Origin of the sequence: Methanobrevibacter sp., assembly GCF_030539555.1 — an archaeon.
In the GTDB taxonomy this organism is placed as follows: Archaea; Methanobacteriota; Methanobacteria; order Methanobacteriales; family Methanobacteriaceae; genus Methanocatella.
Window position 1 is genome coordinate 1 of the sequence record NZ_JAUNXX010000019.1, and the last position, 26297, is coordinate 26297.

A 26297-nucleotide genomic window follows, 5' to 3' on the forward strand; every position below is an offset into this window, starting at 1 on the left:
CTCGAAATCAGCAAAGCAAATGAGAAAACTGCAAATAAAAAACATTTTTTCATACAAATTTATCATCCTCCAATGGTGTATTATACACCATATCTTCTCTAAATACATCCAACAATATTTCGTCCAATTTACCACCCGTAATTATTCTTTCATCATAAAGCTTTTTAGATAATGGAATAATGTTACCTAATGAGTAGTATTCACGTGTGGATTCATATAAATCCAAATCAAAGCCCAATTCCCAAGCATGGCTTTTGACATGATTTCTAAACAATCGAAACTCATCATATGAAATCAAGTTCTCGCGTCTGAGCTTGCATAACATTGCAGTGTGGGAAATCTGAAAATACTGCTCACACCTAATAACATCATCCAATTTCCATTTGTCTATACTATGCTTTTTGATAAAATCAAACAATGCAACGTTAGGTATCAAAAGAGAAGATGCAAATTTATCTGCATTCCTTTCACGTTCATCATTGGAATTAAAGTTACATATGAATGAATCATTATCCTCATCGTAAAGCAGATGATACAATTCATGAGCGATTGTAAAGTTCTGTCTTCCTTTGGAATGCTTTGAATTGATGCATATAACCTTGTCATCACTTGATTTAGAACAGCACCCACTTACCTCGTCAATCATTGGAAACCACAATATTGTCACACCATCAACATTTTCCAAAACGCTTGCCAGGATGTTTATGGGACTTGCATTGTCAATGCCCCATGACCTTCTTAGAGTTTCAGCTTTAAAAATGATATCTGAACTTATCATTATTTATTATCCTCCTCAAATTTTCTCAAAACTTTTAAATGATTCATTACTTGGTTCATTTTTGAAATTGCAACCAAATCGACTTTTTCATCTGCCCTGAACGCTATTTTTGGAGATTCATATTCATCAGAGTCGCCCAAAAGGTAACTGGCAGAACAATTATACAAGTTGCATAACTTATCAAAAGTCACTTCATTTAAATTTCTATCGCCTTTTTCTATTTTAGAAAGATAACTTTGATCTATTTCTAAAAAATCGGCCACTTGCTTTTGCGTGTAGTTGTTTTCCCTCCTTAATGCTTTTATTTTTTCTCCTATATCATTCATTTAAATCTCCTGTCATAATCGACATAATATATTTTGTCATATTTAATATATAAAACTTTGTATACAATATGACAAATTATAAAAATCATTATAATAACAAGATGAAATTAGGATATTTTTAAATAAATAACTTTAATTAACTAATATAAACGACATATGCATAATTATAAGTTATAAAAATAAAATAAAAGTTAATAAATAAACTATAAAGTAATTTAACATATATAAAAATTAAATTTAATAAATATAAGATTAATTATTTATTTTTTTAAAAAATAAAATAATAACTGAATTTTTTAGCAATATGACAATATTGCCACAAACACAAAAAACACTACCCAACCAGTTAGAAAGACCATCTAATAGCAAACAACATATCTGGAAAAAACCTCAAATGCAAAACTACATCCAAAGATTACAATATATCCCCATTGGCTGAAATCATCACATATATCAAAATATCTAAATTAAACATTTGAGAGTTAAAAATGAAGATAATTAATCTTTTTAGTTATCTATTATTGCAGAAAGAATACTAAAAGAATGCCATGATATTGCATGCCCCAGAAAGGAGCGCCCCATTTCAAAAAAACCAATGCAAAAGATGTTACAACATTGAAATTTTCTTATTTTTTTTAAACCGCACCGATTTTTCATGACAAAGTTTAATAAAAGCAATCATCAAAATATCAAATATGGACTTAAATTTGGATATCAACAGAGGAAAAAAAGACATAATAGGAATGGCTTTTTTCGCATTGGCTTTTATAATATTTTTTTACATGATCATAACTCCGCTTGATCAGCTTATTTTGCATATTGACGAGTATTTCACACTGACACTTGTCAATTTCCCTGTAAGCGACATCATAAGCATCACTTCAATGGACGTGCATCCGCCGCTATACTATCTGATACTGAAATTTGCAGTCAAGGTGCTTGGATTTATCGGAATTTCTTCAAACAACCTTTATGCGGTGAGACTGGTTTCAATTCTTCCGTATGCACTTATCCTGGTCATTTCATATTTGAAAATCAAGGATGAATATGGCTGGCTGACTGCTGGGCTCTTTGCACTCTCAATTGGTCTCATGAGTGAGTTTTTCACACATTTCCTGATTGCGAGAATGTACAGCTGGGCAATACTGTTCCTTTTAATCGCATTCATCTACACAAGAGACATTTTCACCAAAGGAGACATCAAGTCCTGGGCAATAGTTACTGTTGCATCCGTTCTGTGCGCATATACACATTATTTTGCGGCAATGTCTGCGGCATGCCTTTATCTCATCATAATATTTTATGTAGTAACTAAAAAGAAAGACCAAATCAAGAATCTGGGAATTTCCATTGCTGCGGCAGTCATCATGTACTCACCCTGGATTATGACACTGATAAATCAGGTTACAGCGGTCCACAACAGCTACTGGATTCCTGAAGTCGATTTCGACCTGACTGTCCAGTCCCTCGGATACTTTGCTCATGGCGCCGACAGCTTCATTGCAGTCGTTGCAATCCTGCTGATGGCAGTCATAGGATACTTATACGTAAAGCAGCTTAAGGAAAAATACACAATGGACAACTTCTATATCCTCACAGGACTTGGAGTCTATGTGGGAACCATACTTTTGGCAATAATAATATCAGTTGCTTTCAAACCTATTCTAGTTGTAAGGTACCTTATGCCTGCAGCGGCAGTGTTCTGGCTTGCGGTTTCAATTCTAATCGGAAAGATTGAGGATAAAAAGACATTCATGTACGCATTTGCACTCATCGCACTGCTTCTGGTTGCTGGAGCAGGCCATATGATAAGCACCAACATCACAGCATATGATGAAGGAATAGCAAAGGAAGACGCATTCAACCAGATCATGCAGAACAGCAATTCAGCACTTGTCCTGACCAAACCAAATACCATAATGTACTTTTTGGATTACTCAGACAGGATAGACACCTACTGCTTTAACCATTCATATGTCTTCGGAGAGAATATGGACAGAGTGCACAAGATATTCGACTTCAACGACATATCAGAGGATAATCTGACAAGCTTTGTTGCAAACGACACAAAAGACGTCTACATCATTACCTGGGGAGACCTTGATTTGGATTCATCCATCAACAAGACCAAAATCTGGGATGACCGTGGAATCGAGATATCCAAGCTGACCGCAACCGAACCGGTGAGTGAAGAGACGGAAGAGGAATACTACTAGAGGGAATTCATTCCCTTTTTTCTTATTTTTTAGAGAAATTAGATATCACAAAAATTCAGTGCGCGAAAAGAACATACTATCAGCATTGGACATGAATCCAATTTTCCGTTCTACTTTTTTTACAATCATATCTGTGTTTTTTCATGCTGTCGCACTTGGACAATGTTTATTTTCAATGGAGAATAATTTAATGTTAGAATGCTCATTTGGGAGCTTAAATATTAATGAGGATTTAAAATGAGAGACTATTCCATTGAAGATGCAATTGAAATAATCAATTCATGTGATGAATCATTCATGCCAAACACTAAACATTTTGATATTCGAAATATTCAAAGAATTGGGGATTGGGGTTTAATCTTTGAAACATTCCTACACAATCCTCTGATGGGGATAATCAAACAGGATTATAACAAATTCAGATTATATTTTGAACACAAAAAACGACCTTCAAAAGATATATCATTAGTAATAGGCATAAATGATAATAGAACTGTAAATTTTGTAACTGTTATGGAAACTTATAGAAATCAAAGGGTGAGAAAATGAACAGCAAAGTGGTATATGATTATGACCGTAAAGGAGATTCATTATTTATATATTGTGTTGAAAATTATGAATATGAAGTTTCACTTGAATTAGACAATTATGTAACCATGGACATTGATAAAGAAGGAAAACCTATTGCATTTGAATTTTTAAATGCATCTAAAATATTCAATTTAGATAAAGTTTATTTTAATAGGTTATCTGAAATTACAATCCAATCAAATATTACCGAAGAATCAATTAATTTAAAAGTCCAGTTAACAGTTTCAATCCATAATAAGATACAGACCTTTGGAATGAATAGAATCACAACCAATTTAAATGGCATTCCATCCATTGAAGCAAAATTAGTTACGGCATAACGCCCCAAATAGCTTAATTCAGGAAAAAGAAATATGATACTGTTGAGTTTTGATATAGAGGAGTTTGATGTTCCCCGTGAGCACGGGGTCGACTATCCGCTTGAGGAAGGCATGAAAGTGTCAGCTGAAGGCACAAACACCATTTTAAACATTTTAAGAAAACACAATGTGAAGGCCACATTCTTCTGCACTGTCAATTTCGCACAAAACGCTCCAGAAATAATGGAGAAAATCATCTCTGAAGGCCATGAGGTAGCATCTCACGGTGTTGACCATTTCAATCCAAAAGAAACGGATTTTGCCAAATCAAAGGAGATTTTAGAAGAAATAACAAACACCAGAATAGCAGGCTACCGCCAGCCGAGGATGTTTCCTGTAAAAGATGAAGAAATAAAAAGAGTAGGATACGTCTACAACTCATCACTAAACCCCGCTTTCATTCCCGGCCGTTACATGAACCTCAACACCCCAAGAACATATTTTAAAAAGGACGGAGTAATCCAGATTCCTGCATCAGTAACTCCATTACTCAGATTTCCGCTCTTCTGGCTGTCCTTACATAATTTACCTGAAAAGGCCTACCATATGCTAGTTCGCCGAACGCTCAAAAGGGACGGTTACTTTACGACCTACTTCCACCCGTGGGAGTTTTATGAGCTCAAGGACCATCCTGAATTCAAGATCCCATTCATCATCAAAAGAAACAGTGGCAGAAAGATGGCGGAAAGGCTTGACAACCTGATAGAGATGCTTGAAGGCCATAGGTTTGTTACCTACAGCGAATTCATTGAATCTACTTTTTAAATACTATCAGCTTTGAAAAGACATAGTTCAGGACTATCACTATGACCTGAACGACGATTTTTGATATGAAATCATTGAAAACAAGAACATCAATGAAGGTGTACATCAAAACCATGTCCACGACACCGGAAAATATCCTCCCGCCGAAAAACAGTGCCATCTCCTTTAGAATGTCGGGGCTTCTGCTTTCAAACACCCATGTCCTGTTTGTCACATAAGCAAAAAGCACTGATAAAAACCATGCAATTGCATTTGAAACCAGATAATTGATTCCTAAAATATTTGCAAAGAAAAAATAGCTTATGAGATTGACGAAAAATGTCATCGCCCCAAAGACAACATACAAAACAAGTTCCCTATCCAATCTCATCCAATCACTAATCATCGATGTTTGTCTCCTTAACAATGAAAATAGGACGGTTCTTTGTTTCCTTGTATGTCTTCTCCAGGTACTTGCCCAGAATTCCGATTGACAGAAGCTGAATTCCACCCAAAAGAAGCAGAGCACACATTATTGTTGCAAAACCCTGAACCGGATCTGAATACATGAGATACTTCACGATGATAAATGCCAGATAAATGAACGCAATGGCAGAAATCACCGTACCCAGAAATATTGATATTGATAGCGGAACGGTGGTGAATGCGACAATGGCTTCAACCGAATAGCCAACAAGACCCCAGAACGACCATGTGGTCTTTCCGGCAAACCTTTCAACGTTTTCATAATCTATCCATTTGGTTTCAAAGCCCACCCACTGGAATAGGCCCTTTGAAAATCTGTTGTACTCGCTAAGCTCAAGCACGGCATCCACTACAGGCCGTGTCATCACCCGATAGTCGGTTGCACCCTCCACAAGATCCAACTTGGAAATTCTGTTGAATATCTTGTAGAACATGTGAGATCCGAAGGATTTCACCATAGGCTCGCCCTTTTTTGAAATTCTTCTTGCCGCAACAACGTCATAGCCTTCAGAGATTGATTCAATCATTTCGGGAAGCATGCTTGGAGGATGCTGCATGTCCACATCCATAAGACATACCAAATCTCCGGAAGCATTCTTCAAGCCGGCATAGATTGCAGATTCCTTGCCGAAGTTTCTTGAAAAAGAGATATACTTAACGTTTTGATTTGAATTAGCCAAATCCTTAATGTTTGCTAATGTATTGTCGGTTGAACCGTCGTTAATGAATATCACTTCATAATTACGGTCAAAAAGAGTCTTTTGAATTTCATCTAAAAAAATTCCAACCGATTCCTCCTCGTTAAAGCAGGGCACAACAATACTTAACAAATCCATGTTAATATTATTTATTGATGTTGGTATAAATAGCTTCTACAAATTCAGCCTGAAAGTCATGATTTATAAGTATATGTATAGAAGCGATGCAACAACAATCCGAAGTTATGTGAAAAAAAATGAAATGGGAAAGCAGACCCCCGCTTTCCCGACTAATGACCTACAAGATTGAATGAATAATGACCCGCATCATAGACTTTTGTCAGATTAAAGTTTTTCTCGTATTGCTTGTTTACGTCCTTGGCTCTCCAGTTGACGAGATAAACATCCTTGTCAGGGTTTTTATTTAAAATATCCGTCAGGTTTTTGCTTATTTCCACATCATCATCGTAGAAATACCGTCCGGATAACGTATACTGTTTGGAAGTGTTGTTCAAATCCTTGTGAAGAACCTTATATCCGTAATCTGTATTGTAGACGACAACAGTATCGTTATTGTCAATGCCCTTTAAAAAGGCAGTCTTATTATCGTTGAATTTAACCGTATCATTAAAATCATCGTTGTTTATTGCTATGCTGGCTGCGGCCAGAACGAACACCAGAATAAGTGAAACTGCAAGCAGCCTGTTATCCCTGATTTTTCCTATGACAACTGAAGCCGAAAGCCAGAACAGTGCAAGCACCGGAACAAGATATCTCACTCTCATGGTATTGATTGCAAGAAACAGTGCAAAAAAGCCTATCATAATTGTTCCATACATCAGAAATACGCCTGAGCCTGCAAATCTATCCTTTTGCCTATAGATAAGCACCAACACTAAAATCAGGAATGCAACGGCAACAAGCTTGAAGGCAATCATTTCAAGGGAATAGTCATTGCTTTTGATTGCGAAATAAGTGATGTAGTTTGGAACGATGCTCCAGTCCATTGCCTGATGGAACTCATCGCTTTGGCCCTGAATCTGGTGAAGCAGCACTACAGTCCATGGTCCGAAAAGTAAAATCAACGCCACGACTGATTTGACGAATTGTCTTAACTTGTCCCTGTTGTTTTTCACAATCTCAACAAGTATCAGCAGATAAATCAGCCCGCAGGTAAGCGCAAAGAAGTACTGGGTATATGCACAGCACAAGGTGAACAGGGTCAAGAGCACCCATGATTTCCTATCCCAATTTGTGATGACCTCATTATAGTATATGAAGGCCATGACAAGGAAAAACATTCCCCATGAATACATTCTCATTGTCAGAAATTCAATGAAAAAATCAGTCATTACACCCAAGCAGAATACAAACAGACCTGCAGTCAGCCAGCCGTGATCCTTGCGAATCTTAGTAAATGACACAATGATTATCAGCAAATATGGAATGACTGACATCACTTTCATGAAATAGAAATTGGAAGCCCCAAAAATCGGAGATACAAGATACAGAATAATATAGTAAAGCGGCGGGTGAACGTCATGAATTGCAACGGTCATCCCCTGAATGAATGGAAGATTGACCAGGGAATATGTCCAATACTCATCGATGTGATGAACCATATTCGCCAACGGGCTGAAGAACATGTAGATGAGTATTAAAATTGATATTGCAAAAAGCAGCTTGCCCACCAAATCCTTTCTATTTTCTATCATGCTACTATATATCGTTCAAATCCTATTTAAAAATAATTGATTTTTTTAAACATGCAAAAAAAATGCATGTTCACAATTCATTAAATGAATAATATTAGATGAAATGACTATGAAATTCAAAAAACATTGAGTTAAAATCAGAATTCCTAAATTATATATAAAATGCATTCAAAAGATAACAATTATATTAAGGTGTTTATTATGAAGATAAATAAAATATTGATGGTGAGTATAATGCTGCTTGCCATTCTGACAATCGGCGCCGTAAGTGCGAATGACACGCTGACGGCGGCCGACAACACCGCAGATGACATTTCTGCGGTAAGCGACATAGACCCTATCACCGATGACGGTGATGGAGATGATGAATTTGACGATGAAACTGACCCTGACGATTACGAAGATGACCCAGACGACTACGAAGACGAGACAACCGGAAATGAGAGTTTTGACTTTAAAATAATCACACCGGATGAAATCGTGGCAATGGATTCAACCGAAATAAACATTACCAGTCTTCCAGACGATCTTGCAGGTTATTTCACATTTTATTTCGATGATGAATACGATGATGAAATATGGGCCAACAGTTATGAAAACATAAGATTCTACCACACATTCGAGGAACTTGGAGACCATACAATTACTGTCAAGTACTCAGGAGATGAGAAATACTCTCCTGTTGAAAAGACAAAAGAAATCGAGATAAGCAAATATACAGTAAGACCTTACAATGATGAAGTCAGCTACGGATCAAAATGGATTACTTTAGAGCTTCCCTACGGCTTTGAGGGAACAGTCATCGTAGACTTCAAAGGAAAAACCTACAGGATAGAGCGTGACGAGGACACAGACGAATATTCCCTCCGGACAGATGATTTGGATTTCGGTGTAAACACCTTCCATGCATATTATGAGGGCGACGAAGAGTTCGCTGAGATGAACACAACATTTACAATCACCTGCAACCCTGCAATCCAGATAACAGAAGATGATTATGTCCGCTACAACGACAACACTTCAGTTTATCTCTACCTTCCGAAAAACGAAACAGGTACCCTGACAGTATACCTCATGAGCGAAGATGAAGAGACATGGGAGACAATATACACTCCAATCGGATCTGCAGACATTGAAAACGGCTATGCATCAGTTCCAATATCCAAACTGGCATTAGGATATCAGGAACTCTTTGCCCAGTTCAACGGAAGCTGTGAAGTCAATCCGGACTACTTCCACATCACCATCGAACCGAACATAGAAATCCCTGCATACATATTTGCAAATACCACTCTGGAAATCAGATACGGCGTTCCTTCAACTGAAAACGTCAACATAACAATATACAAAAGAATTTATGATGATGACACAGAGGCCTATGAGGATGTACTGATAAAGCATGTAGAAACAACAGGAAGCACAAGCGTAAGCATAGACGATTTGAAGGATGAAAAGAACCGCATAATCATCAAGGACTCAAACGACAACGAGGTATATGAGCAGAACGTTTATGTCATAAACAATACAAATATCGAGCTCAAATTCAGAACCCCGATAGACAAAAAGATCATACCGGGCAATGACCAGTGCTTCTCATTGGACATGCCTGAATATGCAACCGGAAGCATCAGCGTCTACGTTGACGGCAAGAAGATAGATAAAGAGGATGAAGACATATACTATTTCTATTACACATTCCCGACAGAGAATCTTGCTTTGGGAAACCACACCCTTGAGGTCAGGTTCGAAAGCGACACATTTAAAAACGCAACACTTACAGACACATTTGAAGTCACTGAAATAATAATCAGGATTCCTGAAAAGGTCATAGTCAACGATTATGAAGCGCCTGAAGCAAATTACGCGAGAGTGGCACTCGTTGACGGTGTAACAGGATATGTTGAATTCATTGTTGACGGAAACCTGTTTGAAAATGTTACCGTTGATGAATATGCCTACGCATCAGCCAATCTCAGAACACTCCCAATAGGAAACCACACAATATCAGTAATCTACAGCGGCGATGACAGACACCCTAAAACAGTCAAAACCGCCAATATAGTCGTGGACTACAGAATGTATGTCAGCACTGAAAACATCACCTACGGCGATGACCGTGAATTCTACATTTCCCTTCCGGAAGATATCTCAACCGGAGACATCATTGCCACAATCAACGGCAAAGCCCATGAGGTCATATACTCAGAGGGAATGTACAGGATTAACGCAACCGGCCTTGAGATTGGAGACTACACACTGGTTGTAACCTACACCGGAGACAGCAAATACCCTGCAAAAAGTGTCAATGAAACATTCAGCGTAGTTGCAGGAATCAGCGAAAGTTACAGAAACGTCTACTGGGGAGATGAAGGCGATCAAATAAGCGTTACACTTCCTGAAAATGCGAAAGGAAGCCTTGCCTTAAACATTACCGACAAGTCCACAGGCATTACAGAACATGTTGAAATCCCATTGGAAAACGGTAAGGCAAGCTACAATGTCACCCAGCTCGGATTGGGAACTTATCTGATTGAATACGGATACACCGGAAGCGACTACAATATAAAAGACGACCATTACACACTCAACGTCGAAGCAAACATCGAATTCGACTACGACACAAAAATGACTGTCTTTGAAAGCCAAAGCATTAACGTAACCAGCCAGGACATTGAAGGCTCACTTTTAAACGTTTTAATCGTCCTACATACCGGTGAATACGAATACGACGAGTATGGAGACTACAATGAAATAATAAAGACCGTCGAAGATACAAACATCACGCTCACCAAAGGAAGGGCAAGCTACACAATCGAGAACCTTGCACTTGGAGACTATGAAATCACCGCATCATACATCGTGAACGGCAAAGTCATAAGAACAGACTCCAAAAACCTTCAGGTGACCGCAAACATAACAATGGACACTAAAGTCGACACAACCAAGGACAACAACATTACCGTGGCCCTTCCAGGCGATGCTACAGGTGAAGTGACCCTTACAATATATGATAATGATGGAGATGAAGTCGATACAATCACTGAAAGCGTCGACAACGGAGCTGCAGTCATAACACTTCCTAAACTTGATGCTGGAGAATACGACTATTACATCACATACAACGGAAACTACGGAAAGACCACCACAAGAGTCTATGACGTCGAAGTCGGAATGGACGTGACTTTCCCTGATGAGTTCAACCTTACCGGACCTACAGAAATAAAATACAACATAGGTGATGCAAAAGGAACAATCTCATTATATGCTGACGGCGAACTGATTAAAACCTTGGATGATGCAACCGGAAAAGGAAGCATTGAAATTCCATCCGAATACACCACTGAGAACTACTACTTTAAATTCGTATTTGAAGGCGATGACGGAACCGGATTTGAGAAGGAAGACTCAATATATCCTCTATACAGGACAAACCCTAATATGGAAGTCAACACAAACACCCCATCCGAGGGATCAGATCTGATTATAAACGTCACCCTTGCAAAACGTGCAACAGGTACAGTCTTTGCCACCATCAACGGCAAGACCTACAACACCACAGCAAACAACGGAATCGCAACAATTACAGTAAACGGACTTAAAGCTGACGATTACGTGACTACAGTAAGATATGAAGGTGACAGCATATTCGCTGATGCAACACAAAACATAACAGCAACCGTGGCATTAGCCGAAAGGGCCGCACCGACAATCACAATCACTTCAGCCGATAAGATTGCCGAAGGAACAAATTTGGATGTTGAAGTTAAAGTGGCCGGCGCCACAGGAAACGTAATCATCAACGGCAAACAGATAGCCCTTGAAAACTCAGTTGCAAAAACCACAATCTACATGCTTCCTGTCGGCGAAAACACAATTACCGTAACATATTCCGGTGACAAGAAATACCTGAACGCAACAAAAACCAAGACCGTGACAGTCACAGGCAAAGATAACCTGGTTGCTCCTGAAATTACTGTTGATTCAATTGCTGGAAAAACCCCTACACTCAAAATCACCCTGCCAAGCGATGCAACAGGAAACGTCCTGGTATCAGCAGGAGGCATGAACCAGACACAAACACTTGAAAAGGGAACTGCAACATTCACACTCTCAGGACTTAAGGTCGGAACATATGAAGCAACAGTAACATATGCCGGTGACGGCAAGTACCTTTCTGCAACCGCAAAGGCAAACGCAACAGTTTTAACCGATGCAAAAATAGTAGCATCCAACAAAGCGGTCTACTACAATGCAGGAAGCAAATACTCAGTGACAGTCTACGGAACAGACGGCAAAGTTGCACAGGGAACATACGTAACCTTCAAGGTGGCAGGAAAAACAGTTGCCAAAGTCAAAACAAACACCAAAGGAGTTGCAAGCTTCAAGGTCAAACAGATTCCAAAAACCTACAAAGTATCCGCAACAGCACTCGCAAAAACAGTGACCAAAAAACTAACCGTAAAACACGTCGTAACACTCAAAACAGCCGTTGTAAAAAAATCAGCAAAACAGCTTGTCTTACAGGCAACCCTCAAACAGGGAAAAACAGCCCTCAAAAACAAGATTGTCAAATTCAAGTTCAACGGAAAAACATACAAGGTCAAAACCAACAAGAAAGGCGTTGCAAAACTAATCATCAAAAAGACAGTCCTAAGCAAACTCAAAGTAGGCAAAAAACTGACCTACCAGGCAACATATCTTAAAGACACCGTCAAAAAAACCGTTAAAGTCAAAAAATAAGGATTAAAATTCCTTATTTTTTATTTTTTTTAAATGAAATTGATTTTTTAATATCAAAAAAGTTTTCTATTTTGCAGATATTTATATAACGTTTATCTGACCCGTTCACAGGCAATCGGCCAGGGTTACAGTTCGTGTAAGATTTGCAAACCTTAAATTCTTCTTTTTTTCTCTTTTTTTATAAATTATATATAATTTGAGGGCAATAAATACTAACATGAATCTCAAAGTGAGGATTTTACTTTTCTCTTTAATGGTCCTGCTCATTTCAATGTCTGCAGTCTACAGCGAGGACAACACGACCAGCGTCTGTTATTTCAATGCAACGGCACTTGAAGACGGCAACGGTTCGGTTGAAAGTCCGTATAAATACTTGAATGATGAAAGACTCATTTACGGAACCACTTTTTACTTTGCAGACGGAGTCTATGAGCTGAACGAATCATGTGACGTCTACTCCAGCCAAAGCCGCAGAAGCGCTTTTATAGGCGAGAGTGCAAACAGCACTATCATAAAGTTCATATCACAGAACAAGTCAATTTCCGTCAAGAAAAATTCCTACCTCAGCGTTTCAAACCTGACTTTTGACAATGTAAACATTGAAAATTTCGCGAATTTTGAAGCGGACAACGTGATTTTCAAAAACAGCGTCGGATATCAGCATATAGAGGATTATTTTTTTGACGAGTATGAGGATGAGGATTATGGAAATTCCTATGGCGCATGCATCTACAGCGAAAATTATGACGACATGATTACGACAGTGACCCTCAACAACTGCACATTCACAAACAACACGGCATCCTACGGAGGAGTGATTTCCTTCAGGCTGTCCAATGCAAAAATCAGGAATTCAAGATTCTACGCATCCCGCGGGGACGTCTACGGCGGTGCAATCACTTCAACCTTAAGCAACATCACGATTGAAAACTGCACTTTTACAGAATCATCATCCGAAAACGGCAGCGGAGGAGCAATATATTCCTACAACAACAATCTGGCAGTCATTAACTCCACATTCAGATTCAATCTGGCGGAGTTTGGAGGGGCGATATGTTCACTCAACTCAACACTGAACATTGCAGGATCCACATTTGAGAGCAACATCGCATCATATGAGGGAGGATGCGTCTTTGTGATGTATGGAAACGTAACTGTAAGCTCAAGCCGCTTTTATGCTTCAAGCGCAATCGAGGGAGGAGCCGTCTTCATCGACAACACCACGAAAGCCGCAATCACAGATTCATGCTTTAAGACCAACACAGACAATGCGATATTTTTCAGCGGAGCGAACCTGACCAGTGCAAATCTGACACTGGGCGAAAATCAGAGCCTCCACACACAGGAGAGGTTTTCCTATGACATCGCATACAACATCTGCGTTCCTTTAATACATTACATTCCATCAGGCGTGAGCCTTCCTAAAAAATATGACTCAAGAAACTACGGATACATCACGCCGGTGAGAAACCAGGAAAATGGTGGAAACTGCTGGGCGTTTGCATCAATCGCCACCCTTGAGGCAAATCTCAAGAAAGCAACCGGAATAACTTTTGACTTTTCAGAGGAAAACGTCAAAAATCTGATGTCATACTATTCCATCTACGGGCAGAACCTGGTTCCGAACACCGGAGGATTTTCCACCACTGCAATCGGATACTTTACAAACTGGCTGGGCCCTGTGCCGGAGGAATATGACCATTATGACGACACCTCAGCGCTGTCATACAATCTGACCCCGACACTGCACATCCAGAACATAAAGATGATTCCGTTAAGAAACAGCTACACCGACAACGCCAAAATCAAAAGGGCAGTTATGATGTACGGGGCAGTGAGCGTCGGAGTCGAGTGGGATGAGGATTCAAACCATGCGGTTACAATTGTCGGATGGGACGACACCTACAAGCCTGCACGCACAAGCTTAGAATATGATGATTATGACACTCCGGGAGCATGGATTATCAAAAACAGCTGGGGTGAGGACTGGGAAGATGACGGATTCGAGTACATGTCTTATTCAAAGGATCTGGTTAATGAGCTGGAGTGCTTCTGTGCATATGCATTCGTATTCAAGGATGTCACAGGATATAACAGAAACTACCAGTATGACATTGCCGGATGCACAGATTATCTTATAACAAATGCGAAAAGCATCTATTACAAAAACAAATTCCAGGCAAAGGGAACCGATATCCTCTCAGCATTTTCAACATACTTTGCAGGCGAGACCAACTATGTCGCCAAGCTCTACATCAACGGAAATCTGAAACTGACCCAGAAGGGCGTCGGACATCTGGGCTACTGGACAATTCCCTTTACAAAGGAATTCATAATCAACGAAGGGGACAATTTCACCATTGAAATCAAAGTGGACAGGGGCAGGTTTCCGATAAGTGAAAACGTGAGCTCTGCAAGAATCACCTATTCGCCACATACATCCTGGTTCAGCTATGACGGAAAGAAATGGACTGATTTGTACAGCTATTCCAAAGAAATCGGCGACCACATCTACTATTCTCAAGTGGCATGCATAAAGGCGTTCACAAGACCCCTTGCAGTGATGAGCACTACAGTCAGCGTCGATACATTCACAAAGCTTACAGTCAACACAAAGACCACTATCAGAGCATATGTAAACACCACAGCTCTGGACGGTTCACTGCTGAGATTTGCGATAAACGGCAGGAACTACTATGCAGTCATTGAAAACGCAACTGCGTCACTTAAAATCAGCTTTGCAAATCCGGGAACATACTCCGTCGACGTTCATGTGGACAATAACCTGTATGACTCAAACCATGTGAGCTTCAAGTTCAGGATTCCTCAGACAATCAAAGTCGAAAGCTGGATGAGAGGATACAATTCCGATTGGGATTTCAAGGCAACACTGCTTGACAACAACGGAAAGGTTCTCAAGAACACCAAAGCGGAGATAAAAATCGGATCCAAAAAGTATTATGCAACAACCAACAGCAAAGGTGTTTTAAAGCTTAAACTGAAACTTAAGGCAGGAAAATACAAGGTGATTATCAAAAACCCACTGACCACCCAGAAAACATCAAACACTTTGAAAATCCAGAAAAGAATCACTAACAATAAAAATCTGGTGAAATACTATCCTGGCACCAAAAGCTTCAACGTAAGGGCATACGGAGATAACGGAAAAGCGGTCGGCAAAAACCAGATTATAACATTCAAGATAAAAAATAAGGTTTATAAGGTCAGGACCAATGCAAAAGGCATAGCCAGTCTCAAGGCAAATCTGAAACCTGGCAAATACACTGTGACTGCGAAATACAATGGGTTCGTGACAAAGAACATCATCACAGTCAAAAGCCCAATCATTACAAGAAACATCCTTAAAAAGGCTGTGGAACCTATGAAATTCAATGTGAAAATCCTCAACTTCAATGGCAAGGCGTATCCAGCTCAGCTTGTAAAAGTCACATTGGCGGGCAAGAACTACTATGCAAAGACAAACAGATACGGAATTGCAAGTTTCAGCATAAAGCAGAACATGAAAGTCGGAAAATACATTATAAGAACTACATACAAAGGAACCTACAGCCTTAACGTGATAACTGTAATCAGGTGAATAACATGAAAAGGAGATTAATCATTTTTATATCTTTAATTTTAGTTTTGCTGACCATTACTGCGGTTTCTGCAAACAACCAGACAACGTTCAAGCATATTCAGACAGAAATCGACAATGCAGATGAAGGCTCGACTGTCACGATAACGCAGGACATCAAGGACAGCGACAACATCATAGTTAACAAAAGCATCTCCATCGAAGGTGATGGGGTGACACTGGACGGGAAAGACTGCATATTTGCAATACAAGCCCAAAACGTCACCGTCAGAGGAATCAACTTCGTGAACGGATGGTGTTTTGAGGTGTCAAACTCAACAACAATTATGTCATGCAGCTTCAAGAACAACTCTCCGGCGGACAACTGTCTTTTAAACCTGAACTTTGCAAACGGCACAAGAGTAAGCATCATAGACTGCAGCTTTGAGTCAAACACCCTTAAAAATGCGAAAAGAAGTGACCTGGGAGCGGTCATCACTGCCACTTCAGCCGACACTGCAGACAATCGGCTGACAATTGTCAACTCGACATTTTCCAGCAATTTCGGATACTCAAGCGGAGCGATACTCCTTAATATGGACGAAACAGCTCTCAGCACAGTCATCAAAAACACAACATTCACCAAAAACACCGGCCTTACAGGGGCAATAAGCGTCAATAACACAAAGGCAAGGAATTATCTGAAAATCACCAACTCAAAATTCTTCAAAAACAATATCCTAAGTTACAGCAATTATAAAAAGTATTTTAAGGGAATAATAGATGACGACGGCACATTCATGGATGAAACAGACATATTCAATGCCATCAGCAGGTCATACGACATTTCAGTTGAAGGCTCAAGGGAAATCTTTGATGCGAAAAGGGGTCCGATACCTGTAGGCATTACCGATTTCGACATCTCCATAGAAGACTGCCAATTTACAAACAAGGATGAAAGAATCAATGATATGGAATTTCCAGAGGTTCAATCATGCATGCTGAAAAACAATAAAATCACTCTCACAAATTCCACATTCACGCTCGCCACCATTTATCTCAGCGATTACCAGTGCCAGATGAACGTCAAGAACTGCCTGTTCAACCGTTCCAGAATATTCTACTATTCTTATGACGTATCAGACAAGGATGATCCCTTCGATGAGGATGATTTAAGCGTGAATCCCGGCAAAATCGAGCTTAAGATAATCATCGAGTCATCCGCATTCATCGAACATGGCCAGACAGTAGCAAACGCAGTCATAATAAATTCAAGCTTTTACAATGCAGACGTCTCATCCCAAAACAATAGCATATTCATAAACAGCAGATTCATCAATTCAAGCATCGACGTTTCCAGAGACATATCAATAGACAGTTGCAGCTTCAGCAATTGCATACGCACAAATGGCGCATGCATACGCCTAGGAAGTTCTTATGAGTACAATTTCGACCCTTATGCTGACGAAATGAAGGCTGAAAGTAAAATTTCAGTTAAAAATTCGGTTTTCAAAAACAATTATGCAAAATATGAGGGCGGAGTGATTTATTGCAGTTCCGCAAAGGTGGAGATTTATGTTGAAAACTCCACTTTCATCAACAACACTGCCCGTAACGGAGGAGCAATCTATGCATTCGCCAAGAAGGGTTATGTCAAAAACTGCATTTTTGAAAACAACCTTGCAAGAAATACAGACAATATCGTCTACTATCCTCCGGAATATATTGAGGACATATTTCTGATTTGGGAATACCCCCAATATGAAACAAACAACGGATATCTGGCAGATACTTTATACAACAAGAATACCAAAGTCATCGGTGCGTTTTACTATGGAAACAGTGTATTTACAAACCTGACAATTGAGGGCAACTTCTGGGGAGTGAACATTCAGGACAGGGACGAGTTCATCTCCCAAAACATTGTCAAAAGCTCAGCTCCCGAAAGCTGGATTAACCTCATAGCAGTTAACGGAAGCGTGCGTTTTGTCTTGAACAACGGAAGTGAAGTAACCGAGATTCCTGATTACGAGATTGCATTGAAGGATGGTGAGGGCAACTTCAAGAGACTCACAATCAGAAACGGAGCTCTTGAAGTGAACGCAACAGACCCGCAAATCCATACCTCTTCAGGCATTGCGATAAACAAGCTTCCCGCCACAATAACCGTCACACAGCAGTCAGGCAATTACTATTCAAAAAAGGTCATCAGAGTTGTCCTGAAAGACATTGAGGGAAAAGCTATCCCGAACAGGGTGATATACCTTAAATTCAAAACCAACAAGGTGGTGTCCCTTAAAACAGACAGCAATGGTGTTGCATCATATACCGTGCTTATGAGTCCTGGCACATACAATGTGACCGCCACACTCAGCGACAGGACATACAAGGCAAACATCACTGCCCTTAAGAATGTCAAGGTGGTCAAGCTGCCGGTCAAGCTTTCAGTCAGGAAACTCACCGCAACATATGATTCAGGCAAGAAAATGAGCATCAAGGTTACGGATAAGGCGAACGGCAAGCCAATCAAGGGACTGAAACTCACAATAAAGGACACAACATCCAAAAGGACATACCATGCAACCACAAATGCAAAGGGAATAGCCGCTTTTAAGACTTCAACCCTGAAGGTCGGCATGCACCGCATCGAAATCACAACCGCCAACGGCAACTACGGCCTTTCAAAAGCAAAGACAAGCATCAAAATAACAAAAGCGCAGACTGTCATCAGCGCCCCTAAGATAATAAGCAAGTACAAGCTTTCAAGATACTTCAGCATTGCTGTAAAAAACAAGGCCACCAAAAAGGCGGTTAAAAACATATATGTAAAAGTGAAAATCGACAATAAAGTCATTAAAGTAAAAACAAATTCAAAAGGCATTGCGAAAATCAACACAAGACTGCTTAAGGTCGGAACCCACAGGGTTCTGATTACATCAGCAAACGCAAGCTACCTCATGTATGCCAAAAGCGCAATAACAATAAGAAAATAAGGATTTTCCATCCTTATTTCAATTTTTTATATTCTTCATCCGAAACTTCTTCAAACCATTCTGTAGATGTGTCCTCGCCGGGACATTCCACTGCGATATGGCTGAACCAGGAATCCTTTTTGGCTCCGTGCCAATGTTTAACTCCCACACCAATTTCAACCACACTGCCGGGCTTCAGGCTTACCGGGTCCTTACCCTCTTCCTGATACCATCCGCTTCCGGCCACACAAAGCAGTATCTGACCTCCTCCGGATGTGGCATGATGGATATGCCAGTTGTTTCTACATCCCGGTTCGAAGGTTACATTGGCCAAAAATACAGGGGATTTCTCAAAGTCCACCAAAGGATTCAGGTAGGACTGGCCTATGAAGTATTGTGCGAAGGCATCGTTTGAAATGCCCAAACCAAAAATGTTTTCATCATCGAACTCAGACATGACAATCACCTCAAAAATGTTTACATTCACAACAATTAAATTTTTATAAAAAAAATTTCGAAGCCACGGCAGGTAACTTCGAAATTCAAATAATTTTTCACGACTTGTTAGTCGTAATTATATTACTCCATCATACAATATAAAGTAGTCGGTTTGAATTATTATCCTGCAGATTATCATTAATAAAAATCGCCGATTCTTTTCAAATAGACTTAAGAAGCCCAGAAATGTCCCAAATTGCATGCCTTAACTGTCTTTTAAAGTTTCGATATCAACACCTCATGAAAAATTTTCGATTAGAATATCATGCCTGTTGAAGCCGTGAATCAGAATAGGTTTTGAAATCAATTTGATTGACCTCTTGTAATTCTCATATTTTCCCAGATAACAGCATTTCAAACTGCCAACTCCTATGCCGAGAGTCCTGAAAACATCAACAATACGTTCTGCAGAGTTAATGATCTTATTTCTAACGTTTTTGTAATCTTTACTTCCAACACACAGTTCACAAAGGATTATTTCAACATTATTATTTTTATCAGCATTCTTGTCAATTAGAATACAATCTGTGGATTTGTTTTTATTTTTTGACAGGCATTTTTCTATTTCATCACCATCCAAAATAATATAATCATCAAAGTTTCCTTTTAGAATACATTTCCGTTCCCTGCATCTTTTTTTGAAAATCTCAGACGAATCCTTAAAAACTCCTGAGGAATAATACTCCTTCAAAATTTCCTCCATCATCAAATCACCCATTTTTTGAATTAATAATGTCCCTTGACTCGTCATACATGTCCTCAATAACAGGGCTGAAAACGCCATCGATAAATCCTGTTTCATTGACATCGAATTTAAAGACCTCAGATGAATCGTTTTTAAGATTATATATGTTAATTTCATCATAATTTAAGACATCCTCTTTTAAAAATCCCAAATCACCCAAGGAATCCGAATTAACATTTGAAAGCCGGATATGATTGTTGAACTGCTCCAGGATGTAGTCACTATGTGTAGTCAGGATTATATTCAAACCGTTATTGGCCAGATTAACAAGATATTTAACAAGAATTCTCTGATTTGCGGGATGCAGATGATTTTCAATTTCTTCGATGATTAAAGTATCGCCCACATCCAATTCATACTTCAGATAATTTATCAGAGGAGTTAATTGTTTAACTGATGATGAAACTAAACTGAAATCAAATTCACATCCTGCATTGTTGTCGGCGAATATCAAATCATCATACACCCCATTGTATTTGAAGTTGATTTTGCCGTTCAATATTTCATTTTCGATTTTAGAGGCTATTTTACTGAAATGATTGTTTCTGATTTCCCTTTGCGTATTCAGATAGCTGAAAATCATGTCCCTTTCTATTGATGAAATCATCTTTAATCAGGAAAGCTCGTCTGAAAGAATCGATTTGAACTTATCAGTTGTTGATTGGGCTGATGCAGAATGTATAATGACTTGTTCCTGTTCGTTTTAGCATATGCCTATGCCAGAGTTGAGTACAATACAATCGAAAAGACATCATATCGATTGATGAGTTTTGATAATGACAGATAATCCAATTTTATTGAAACATTGCCAGATTCTCTTTTGAAATCAAAAAGAACCCTATTCTTTAATTTGATTTTGTTCTGTTTAATGCCGTTTGAACCCGTCAATTTTAAACTGCCGCAATCATTGTAAAAGCCCAAATTATTAAACGAGATTTCAAACGATTCACCCGAAGCGGCATTGTTCAGCAAATCCAAATTTGAAATGAAATTGCTTTTTAAGTTATTTTCAATTAAAGACAAATGCTGTTTTTCAATGCCTTCGCAAAAGAGCCTGTCGAATTTTTTTGCATCAAAACAAAAAGGTTGCTTGAAAAAATCCGGATCAAATTCAAGATAATCCAGCAATTCATCGTTGAACTAATTGAAAGTATTTAAATCACTTTCCAGTAACTTTTCAACTGACAAATCACTGAATGATGCTACATCAACAATTGAAGTTAAAATGGAATGGATCAAACGGGAGATATATGATTTTCCGGAATTATTATGGCCTACAAAAATTGTCAACGGTTTCAGTTCAATTTCTGCATGACCTATAGGTCCAAAATTTTCAATTTTCAAAACATTCATCTTATCACCATCATTTTTATTCTCAAAGTTCAGTCCTTTCAAATTAATGTTTTCCATAATCCAGTCTCCAAAATATTTTCTATTGAATTTAGTAATAGATTATATTTTGGGATATTTCAATGTTTATCAAGTGCCGGATGTGTTTTTTCATAGATATGTTTTTATCAACGACTATTAATAGTTTAACTTTAAAATAAGAGCAATATTTCAAAACAAAGCATTTTTACAATATTAAGACAATATTTTCTTAAAAGTAACTAAAAACTCACCAAAACTTTAAATACAGCCTCAAATAATTCCAATTCAAGGTGATAAAATGTTAAACTTTAAAAAACTTTCAAAAGTGTATTTCAGTCCCTCAGGAACTACAGAAAAAATAGTAAATGAAGTTGCCAAAAACTTCAACATGAACCGTGAAAACTATGACCTGCTGAGTTTCGATGAGGAAAAGAACTTCGAGGACGAACTTGTAATTATCGGAATGCCGGTTTTCAACGGAAGAATCCCGAAGCTTGCACGCAAAAGACTATCCCGAATGAAAGGAAACAATACCAAGGCGATTGTCATTTTGAATTATGGAAATATGGAATACCTGGACGCTCTATTGGAGCTGACAGATCTCTTAAAAGAAAACAACTTCAATATCGTTGGTGTTGCCACAACAGTAAGCCAGAATTCACTTTTTAACGAAATCGGATACAACCGCCCGGACGAATTTGATCTGGCCAGGATAGATGAATTTTCAAAAAGGGTTTTAAAAAAGCTCGAAAACAACGAGGACAATGAGATATTCGTAAGCGGATACAAGCCGTATACACAATACACCAAACCTACGTATTCCATAAACTGCGATGAGGACCTGTGCACCGAATGTCTTGACTGCTATTACACCTGTCCTGAAGAGGCAATACCTGAAATGGCCCCCACACTAACGGATATAGACAGCTGTACATCCTGCAGCACCTGCATCAACGTATGTTCGGAAGGTGCAAGGTCTTTTCAGGGTCCTGCCTATGAAGCCGAAAGGCAGGATGCAATCAGCAATTACATGGAAAGAAAAGAGGCCGAATTCTACCTGTAGTGCACATCATGTGCACACCATTTTTTTAAACATCTCTGCCTGCCGATTTAATTAATTTTTGATTAAATATTTCCACATACTTTTCACTTTTCACACCAAATCTGAAAGGATCCTTTGCAGATACTTTAAAGTCCTTTAGAATTTAACCAACATTGATTGTATAATATATATGGTTTTTCAAAATATTGCTGGTGAAGCCGTTGTGCTGCCGCCGACAGCCATGATGTCCCGCTTTTTTTGGAATGTTACAGCTTGAAACCTGTCCCTATGAACTGTGCAACGTCCCTTCCTGCATCATCTGAAATGTCAACATTGATTATGGAAGATGTACGACCGCTTTTGCGGCATGTTGCCTTTGCAAAGAGTTTGTCGCCTTTTGGAGCTGAAAGGTAATGGATATCAACCTGCTGGGCAACGGTAAGTTGGTGGATTTGATTTGACAGCACTGCAAAAGCGAAATCCGCTAGTGTGAAAATCACACCGCCCATGACTCCCCCATAAGCGTTTCTGTGATCGTCAGTAATTTCCAAAGAGCAGACAGCCTCATCCTCTGTAAGCTCATCCAATGTGACGCCGGTCATGACGGCGAACTTGTCCTTGTAGAAGAATTCCCTTGCACTTTCAATTGTATCAAAATTAGCCATATTTTTCACCCAATAGTTAATTATATTCTAAAGAATACTTAATATTTTTGAACATCCGCAACATAATAAGCCAAACTTAAAAGCCATTTTTCAACATGATCTTTGAAGCTTCGGAATCGCCCAGACAACAACAATCGAAACAAGGCATGAGACTATTATGGCCGGAGGATAGAAGAGGTATCCGGCAAGCATTGCTGAGCAAACAATAACGATTGTTGAGATGTACTGAAGATTGCTTTCCAAAGCCATCTTAAGGGCAACATTTCCCCTATCCACTTTTTTCAGGGCACTTGAAGTTACAATTGACAGCAGTGCAACCACAATAAAGTCAATTCCGTAGCAGGCCTGAGCCACAAAGGAATAGAAATTCGTAGCCACGAATGTTGATAAAAACGGAATCAATGATAAAACAAACATTGATGCTCCAATCAGCCAGATAACCTTAAAATCAATTCTGTTAACGATTGAAAAGAGATTGTTGTTGTAGTTCCAATAGTTAAAACATACCACGAAGCTTATTGCATAGGCTATGAATTCCAGCTTCAAATCAAAGAGGCTCTGCCAGTCCCCTCCGGAAGCCATCGTAATTTCAAGAACAATGATTGTTAGAATAATCGCCACAATAGCATCGAACAGCGCTTCAAAGCGTTCACTACTTTCTATTGGAGATTTGACCATGCACGCCAGCGCAAACCAGAATAGGGTGGACAGAATACATGAGATATAGATTCCCTGAGGATAAACAGTGTATGAGAATAAAAACCCAATCAGGATAATTGCAATAGGAATGTATCTTCTGTGGTCCTTTAAATTGATTACCTTAAGGCGTTCATTGTAAGGATCCGCCCGGACAATCAGATAAGTTGACAGAGCATATAAGACATTGGTCAGTAAAAACAGAAGTCCGAACATTGTCTCGGCTGGAATCGAATTCGGATACAGTGACAGCCATGTTGCAAAATACGGGACAAGGGATATTATAAAAATCAGAATCCCGTAAACCAGCACAACAGAGTTGTTTATCTCCTCAACCATCTGAAACAGGAGGTGGTCGTTGTACCATGTGTTGAATATGATTAGAAAACATAAAAAATAGGTCACATACCTGATGTTGAGATGAAAGATTGCAGCCACTGTTGGCGTATCCGGCTGAGGCAATTTCAAAACAAGCACTGTAATAATAATCGCCAGAATGGCATCCATAAATGTTTCAAAACGGGTGGTCTTCATGATGATATCTTTGTCATCAATGATATAAAAACATCTATATTAAAAGAAACAATATATTAAATAAGGTGATATGATGGAATACGAAATCAGCGGAGGATCATTTCCAACAGTAATCTGTACCCTCAACAAGGGCGAGACAATGAAAGACGAAAGCGGTGCCATGGCATTCATGACATCCAACATCAAAATGGACACCAACACAGGAGGAGGTCTTCTAAAAGGACTTGGAAGAGCGCTGTCCGGAGACACCATCTTTTTAAACTTCTTTACAGCACAGTCAGACAACCAGAAAATAGCATTTTCAGCATGTTATCCCGGAAAAATCATTCCTATAAGACTGACCGGATCAAACACAATTATCGGTGAGAAGAATGCGTTTCTGGCTGCAGAGGAAGGCGTTGAAATTGACATGTACTTTAAAAAGAGACTTGGAGCAGGATTATTCGGCGGCGAAGGATTCATTCTTCAGAAATTTAGCGGCGAAGGAATGCTTTTTATAGAAATCGACGGAGAAGTAATCGAGCATGACCTCCAGCCGGGAGAAAAGATACTTGTAAACCAGGGTCACATTGCTGCAATGGAAGAAAGCGTTGATTTTGACATCGAAAGAGTGAAAGGAGTCAAAAACATGCTGTTCGGTGGTGAAGGACTGTTCTTTACCAGACTAACAGGACCTGGAAAAGTGTGGATACAGACCATGCCTGTAAGCAAACTGGCCGATGCGATAATTCCGTACCTGCCGGAAACTACCACCAGAGATTAGATTGGATTTTCAATCCAATCACCTTTTTAAGACCCCCTCAGCCAAAGCCTACACCGAAATTTGAACCTCACCCCAAAACAGAACCATTTCCAACAAACCAAAAATAATCAAAAAAAGAAAAAAATAAACAGGAAAAAACCTATACGAACCCCTGATAAACCGACATCAAATTGAAGATTTTTAGGTTCTAAATATACATAAAAGGAGGTTAAATACCTCCCATAATGTAAATAACATGATTTATAAAGACTTCGCGGTTTAACACTTCCTTTTGAATTCTTATATCAACAATATGATGCAAAGCAATAATGAAATCAATAAACCTAAAACATCCAAATCATTATCAGATGATACAGTTAATGTATCAAACTCATTATTCTCAGTAACATTTCCATTATTATTTTCCTTTTCATCATTTAAGATATTTTGACCTTGACTAATGCTTTTTGAAACTGATTCATGATTTTCTGATAATGTGTCCTGGGTTTCAAAACTTTCTGAAGCTACAGGAGAGACAGTCTTGAAAGATTGTGAATATTCTGAACCGGAATCTTCCGAAGACTCATCATCACATGTGTCTTCACAATGATCATCACTACCAGAATCGGTATCTGTCCTGTTTTCAGGTGAATAATCAGTTTTATATGCAAGAAGTGGTTCATCACAACAGTGTGAAACTAATTTGCAGAATGTTACGGATGAACAGGTATAATTTCCACACAAGGAACTATTCCAATCATCAGAATCCTCATAATCTTCATAATCATCATAATCATCTGAT

Annotated in this window: 22 protein-coding genes; 9 read left to right on the top strand and 13 right to left on the bottom strand. The window is 39.0% G+C overall.

Annotated features, from left to right (window positions below; translation table 11 throughout):
- Nucleotides 1–49: 49 nt before the first annotated feature.
- Nucleotides 50–778, bottom strand: coding sequence for an ImmA/IrrE family metallo-endopeptidase (locus Q4Q55_RS05315; protein WP_303371787.1), 729 nt, complete (start codon nt 776–778; stop codon nt 50–52).
- Nucleotides 778–1104, bottom strand: coding sequence for a helix-turn-helix domain-containing protein (locus Q4Q55_RS05320; protein WP_303371788.1), 327 nt, complete (start codon nt 1102–1104; stop codon nt 778–780). The genes Q4Q55_RS05315 and Q4Q55_RS05320 overlap by 1 nt, the downstream gene beginning before the upstream one ends.
- Before the next feature lie 695 nt (nt 1105–1799).
- Between Q4Q55_RS05320 and Q4Q55_RS05325 the strand changes: the two genes are divergently transcribed.
- The 4 genes from Q4Q55_RS05325 to Q4Q55_RS05340 all read left to right on the top strand — a co-directional run bounded on the left by Q4Q55_RS05325 (nt 1800) and on the right by Q4Q55_RS05340 (nt 5035).
- Complete coding sequence (locus Q4Q55_RS05325; RefSeq protein ID WP_303371789.1) at nt 1800–3320, top strand: glycosyltransferase family 39 protein; 1521 nt, start codon at nt 1800–1802, stop codon at nt 3318–3320.
- A gap of 237 nt (nt 3321–3557) precedes the next feature.
- Nucleotides 3558–3869 carry a hypothetical protein gene (locus Q4Q55_RS05330; protein WP_303371790.1) on the top strand — a complete coding sequence of 104 codons (312 nt, stop codon included), beginning with the start codon at nt 3558–3560 and terminating at the stop codon, nt 3867–3869.
- Complete coding sequence (locus Q4Q55_RS05335; protein WP_303371791.1) at nt 3866–4231, top strand: DUF2283 domain-containing protein; 366 nt, start codon at nt 3866–3868, stop codon at nt 4229–4231. The genes Q4Q55_RS05330 and Q4Q55_RS05335 overlap by 4 nt, the downstream gene beginning before the upstream one ends.
- Nucleotides 4232–4342: 111 nt before the next feature.
- Nucleotides 4343–5035 (top strand): polysaccharide deacetylase family protein, encoded by a 693-nt coding sequence (locus tag Q4Q55_RS05340; protein ID WP_368660141.1) that lies wholly within the window; start codon nt 4343–4345, stop codon nt 5033–5035.
- Here the strand turns inward: Q4Q55_RS05340 and Q4Q55_RS05345 are convergent.
- From Q4Q55_RS05345 to Q4Q55_RS05355, 3 genes are all read right to left on the bottom strand, one after another.
- Nucleotides 5025–5420, bottom strand: coding sequence for a GtrA family protein (locus Q4Q55_RS05345; RefSeq protein WP_303371793.1), 396 nt, complete (start codon nt 5418–5420; stop codon nt 5025–5027). The genes Q4Q55_RS05340 and Q4Q55_RS05345 overlap by 11 nt on opposite strands.
- Complete coding sequence (locus tag Q4Q55_RS05350) at nt 5413–6336, bottom strand: glycosyltransferase family 2 protein (protein ID WP_303371794.1); 924 nt, start codon at nt 6334–6336, stop codon at nt 5413–5415. The genes Q4Q55_RS05345 and Q4Q55_RS05350 overlap by 8 nt, the downstream gene beginning before the upstream one ends.
- A 152-nt stretch (nt 6337–6488) precedes the next feature.
- The gene (locus Q4Q55_RS05355) at nt 6489–7913 is read right to left on the bottom strand and encodes a hypothetical protein (RefSeq protein WP_303371795.1); all 1425 of its coding nucleotides are present in this window, start codon (nt 7911–7913) and stop codon (nt 6489–6491) included.
- 201 nt (nt 7914–8114) lie between these two features.
- Between Q4Q55_RS05355 and Q4Q55_RS05360 the strand changes: the two genes are divergently transcribed.
- The 3 genes from Q4Q55_RS05360 to Q4Q55_RS05370 all read left to right on the top strand — a co-directional run bounded on the left by Q4Q55_RS05360 (nt 8115) and on the right by Q4Q55_RS05370 (nt 19223).
- Complete coding sequence (locus Q4Q55_RS05360) at nt 8115–12653, top strand: Ig-like domain repeat protein (RefSeq protein WP_303371796.1); 4539 nt, start codon at nt 8115–8117, stop codon at nt 12651–12653.
- 217 nt (nt 12654–12870) lie between these two features.
- The gene (locus Q4Q55_RS05365; protein WP_303371797.1) at nt 12871–16251 is read left to right on the top strand and encodes a C1 family peptidase; all 3381 of its coding nucleotides are present in this window, start codon (nt 12871–12873) and stop codon (nt 16249–16251) included.
- Between the two features lie 5 nt (nt 16252–16256).
- Nucleotides 16257–19223 carry a hypothetical protein gene (locus tag Q4Q55_RS05370; protein ID WP_303371798.1) on the top strand — a complete coding sequence of 989 codons (2967 nt, stop codon included), beginning with the start codon at nt 16257–16259 and terminating at the stop codon, nt 19221–19223.
- A 13-nt stretch (nt 19224–19236) separates the two neighbouring features.
- Here the strand turns inward: Q4Q55_RS05370 and Q4Q55_RS05375 are convergent, their stop codons facing one another.
- The 5 genes from Q4Q55_RS05375 to Q4Q55_RS05395 all read right to left on the bottom strand — a co-directional run bounded on the left by Q4Q55_RS05375 (nt 19237) and on the right by Q4Q55_RS05395 (nt 21855).
- On the bottom strand, nt 19237–19659 hold the full coding sequence (locus Q4Q55_RS05375) for a cupin domain-containing protein (protein WP_303371799.1): 423 nt from the start codon (nt 19657–19659) through the stop codon (nt 19237–19239).
- A 279-nt stretch (nt 19660–19938) separates the two neighbouring features.
- Nucleotides 19939–20406: a hypothetical protein gene (locus tag Q4Q55_RS05380; protein ID WP_303371800.1), complete on the bottom strand. Its 468-nt coding sequence runs from the start codon at nt 20404–20406 to the stop codon at nt 19939–19941.
- 4 nt (nt 20407–20410) lie between these two features.
- On the bottom strand, nt 20411–21052 hold the full coding sequence (locus Q4Q55_RS05385; protein ID WP_303371801.1) for an AAA family ATPase: 642 nt from the start codon (nt 21050–21052) through the stop codon (nt 20411–20413).
- A gap of 107 nt (nt 21053–21159) precedes the next feature.
- Complete coding sequence (locus Q4Q55_RS05390; RefSeq protein WP_303371802.1) at nt 21160–21573, bottom strand: hypothetical protein; 414 nt, start codon at nt 21571–21573, stop codon at nt 21160–21162.
- Nucleotides 21574–21585: 12 nt separating this feature from the next.
- Nucleotides 21586–21855 (bottom strand): AAA family ATPase, encoded by a 270-nt coding sequence (locus Q4Q55_RS05395; protein ID WP_303371803.1) that lies wholly within the window; start codon nt 21853–21855, stop codon nt 21586–21588.
- Nucleotides 21856–22114: 259 nt separating this feature from the next.
- Here Q4Q55_RS05395 and Q4Q55_RS05400 point away from each other — a divergent pair, with 259 nt between their 5' ends.
- Entirely contained in the window at nt 22115–22879 is a 765-nt protein-coding gene (locus tag Q4Q55_RS05400) for a ferredoxin (RefSeq protein ID WP_303371804.1), read from the top strand.
- A 245-nt stretch (nt 22880–23124) separates the two neighbouring features.
- On the opposite strand, the gene Q4Q55_RS05405 is transcribed toward Q4Q55_RS05400, so the two are convergent.
- Complete coding sequence (locus tag Q4Q55_RS05405) at nt 23125–23523, bottom strand: PaaI family thioesterase (protein ID WP_303371805.1); 399 nt, start codon at nt 23521–23523, stop codon at nt 23125–23127.
- Between the two features lie 90 nt (nt 23524–23613).
- Nucleotides 23614–24753 carry a TMEM175 family protein gene (locus Q4Q55_RS05410; protein WP_303371806.1) on the bottom strand — a complete coding sequence of 380 codons (1140 nt, stop codon included), beginning with the start codon at nt 24751–24753 and terminating at the stop codon, nt 23614–23616.
- 73 nt (nt 24754–24826) lie between these two features.
- Here Q4Q55_RS05410 and Q4Q55_RS05415 point away from each other — a divergent pair, with 73 nt between their 5' ends.
- Nucleotides 24827–25516, top strand: a complete 690-nt coding sequence (locus Q4Q55_RS05415) for a TIGR00266 family protein (protein WP_303371807.1) — start codon at nt 24827–24829, stop codon at nt 25514–25516.
- A gap of 279 nt (nt 25517–25795) precedes the next feature.
- Here Q4Q55_RS05415 and Q4Q55_RS05420 read toward each other — a convergent pair.
- The coding region (locus Q4Q55_RS05420; protein ID WP_303371808.1) for a hypothetical protein at nt 25796–26297 on the bottom strand (502 nt) is incomplete at its 5' end.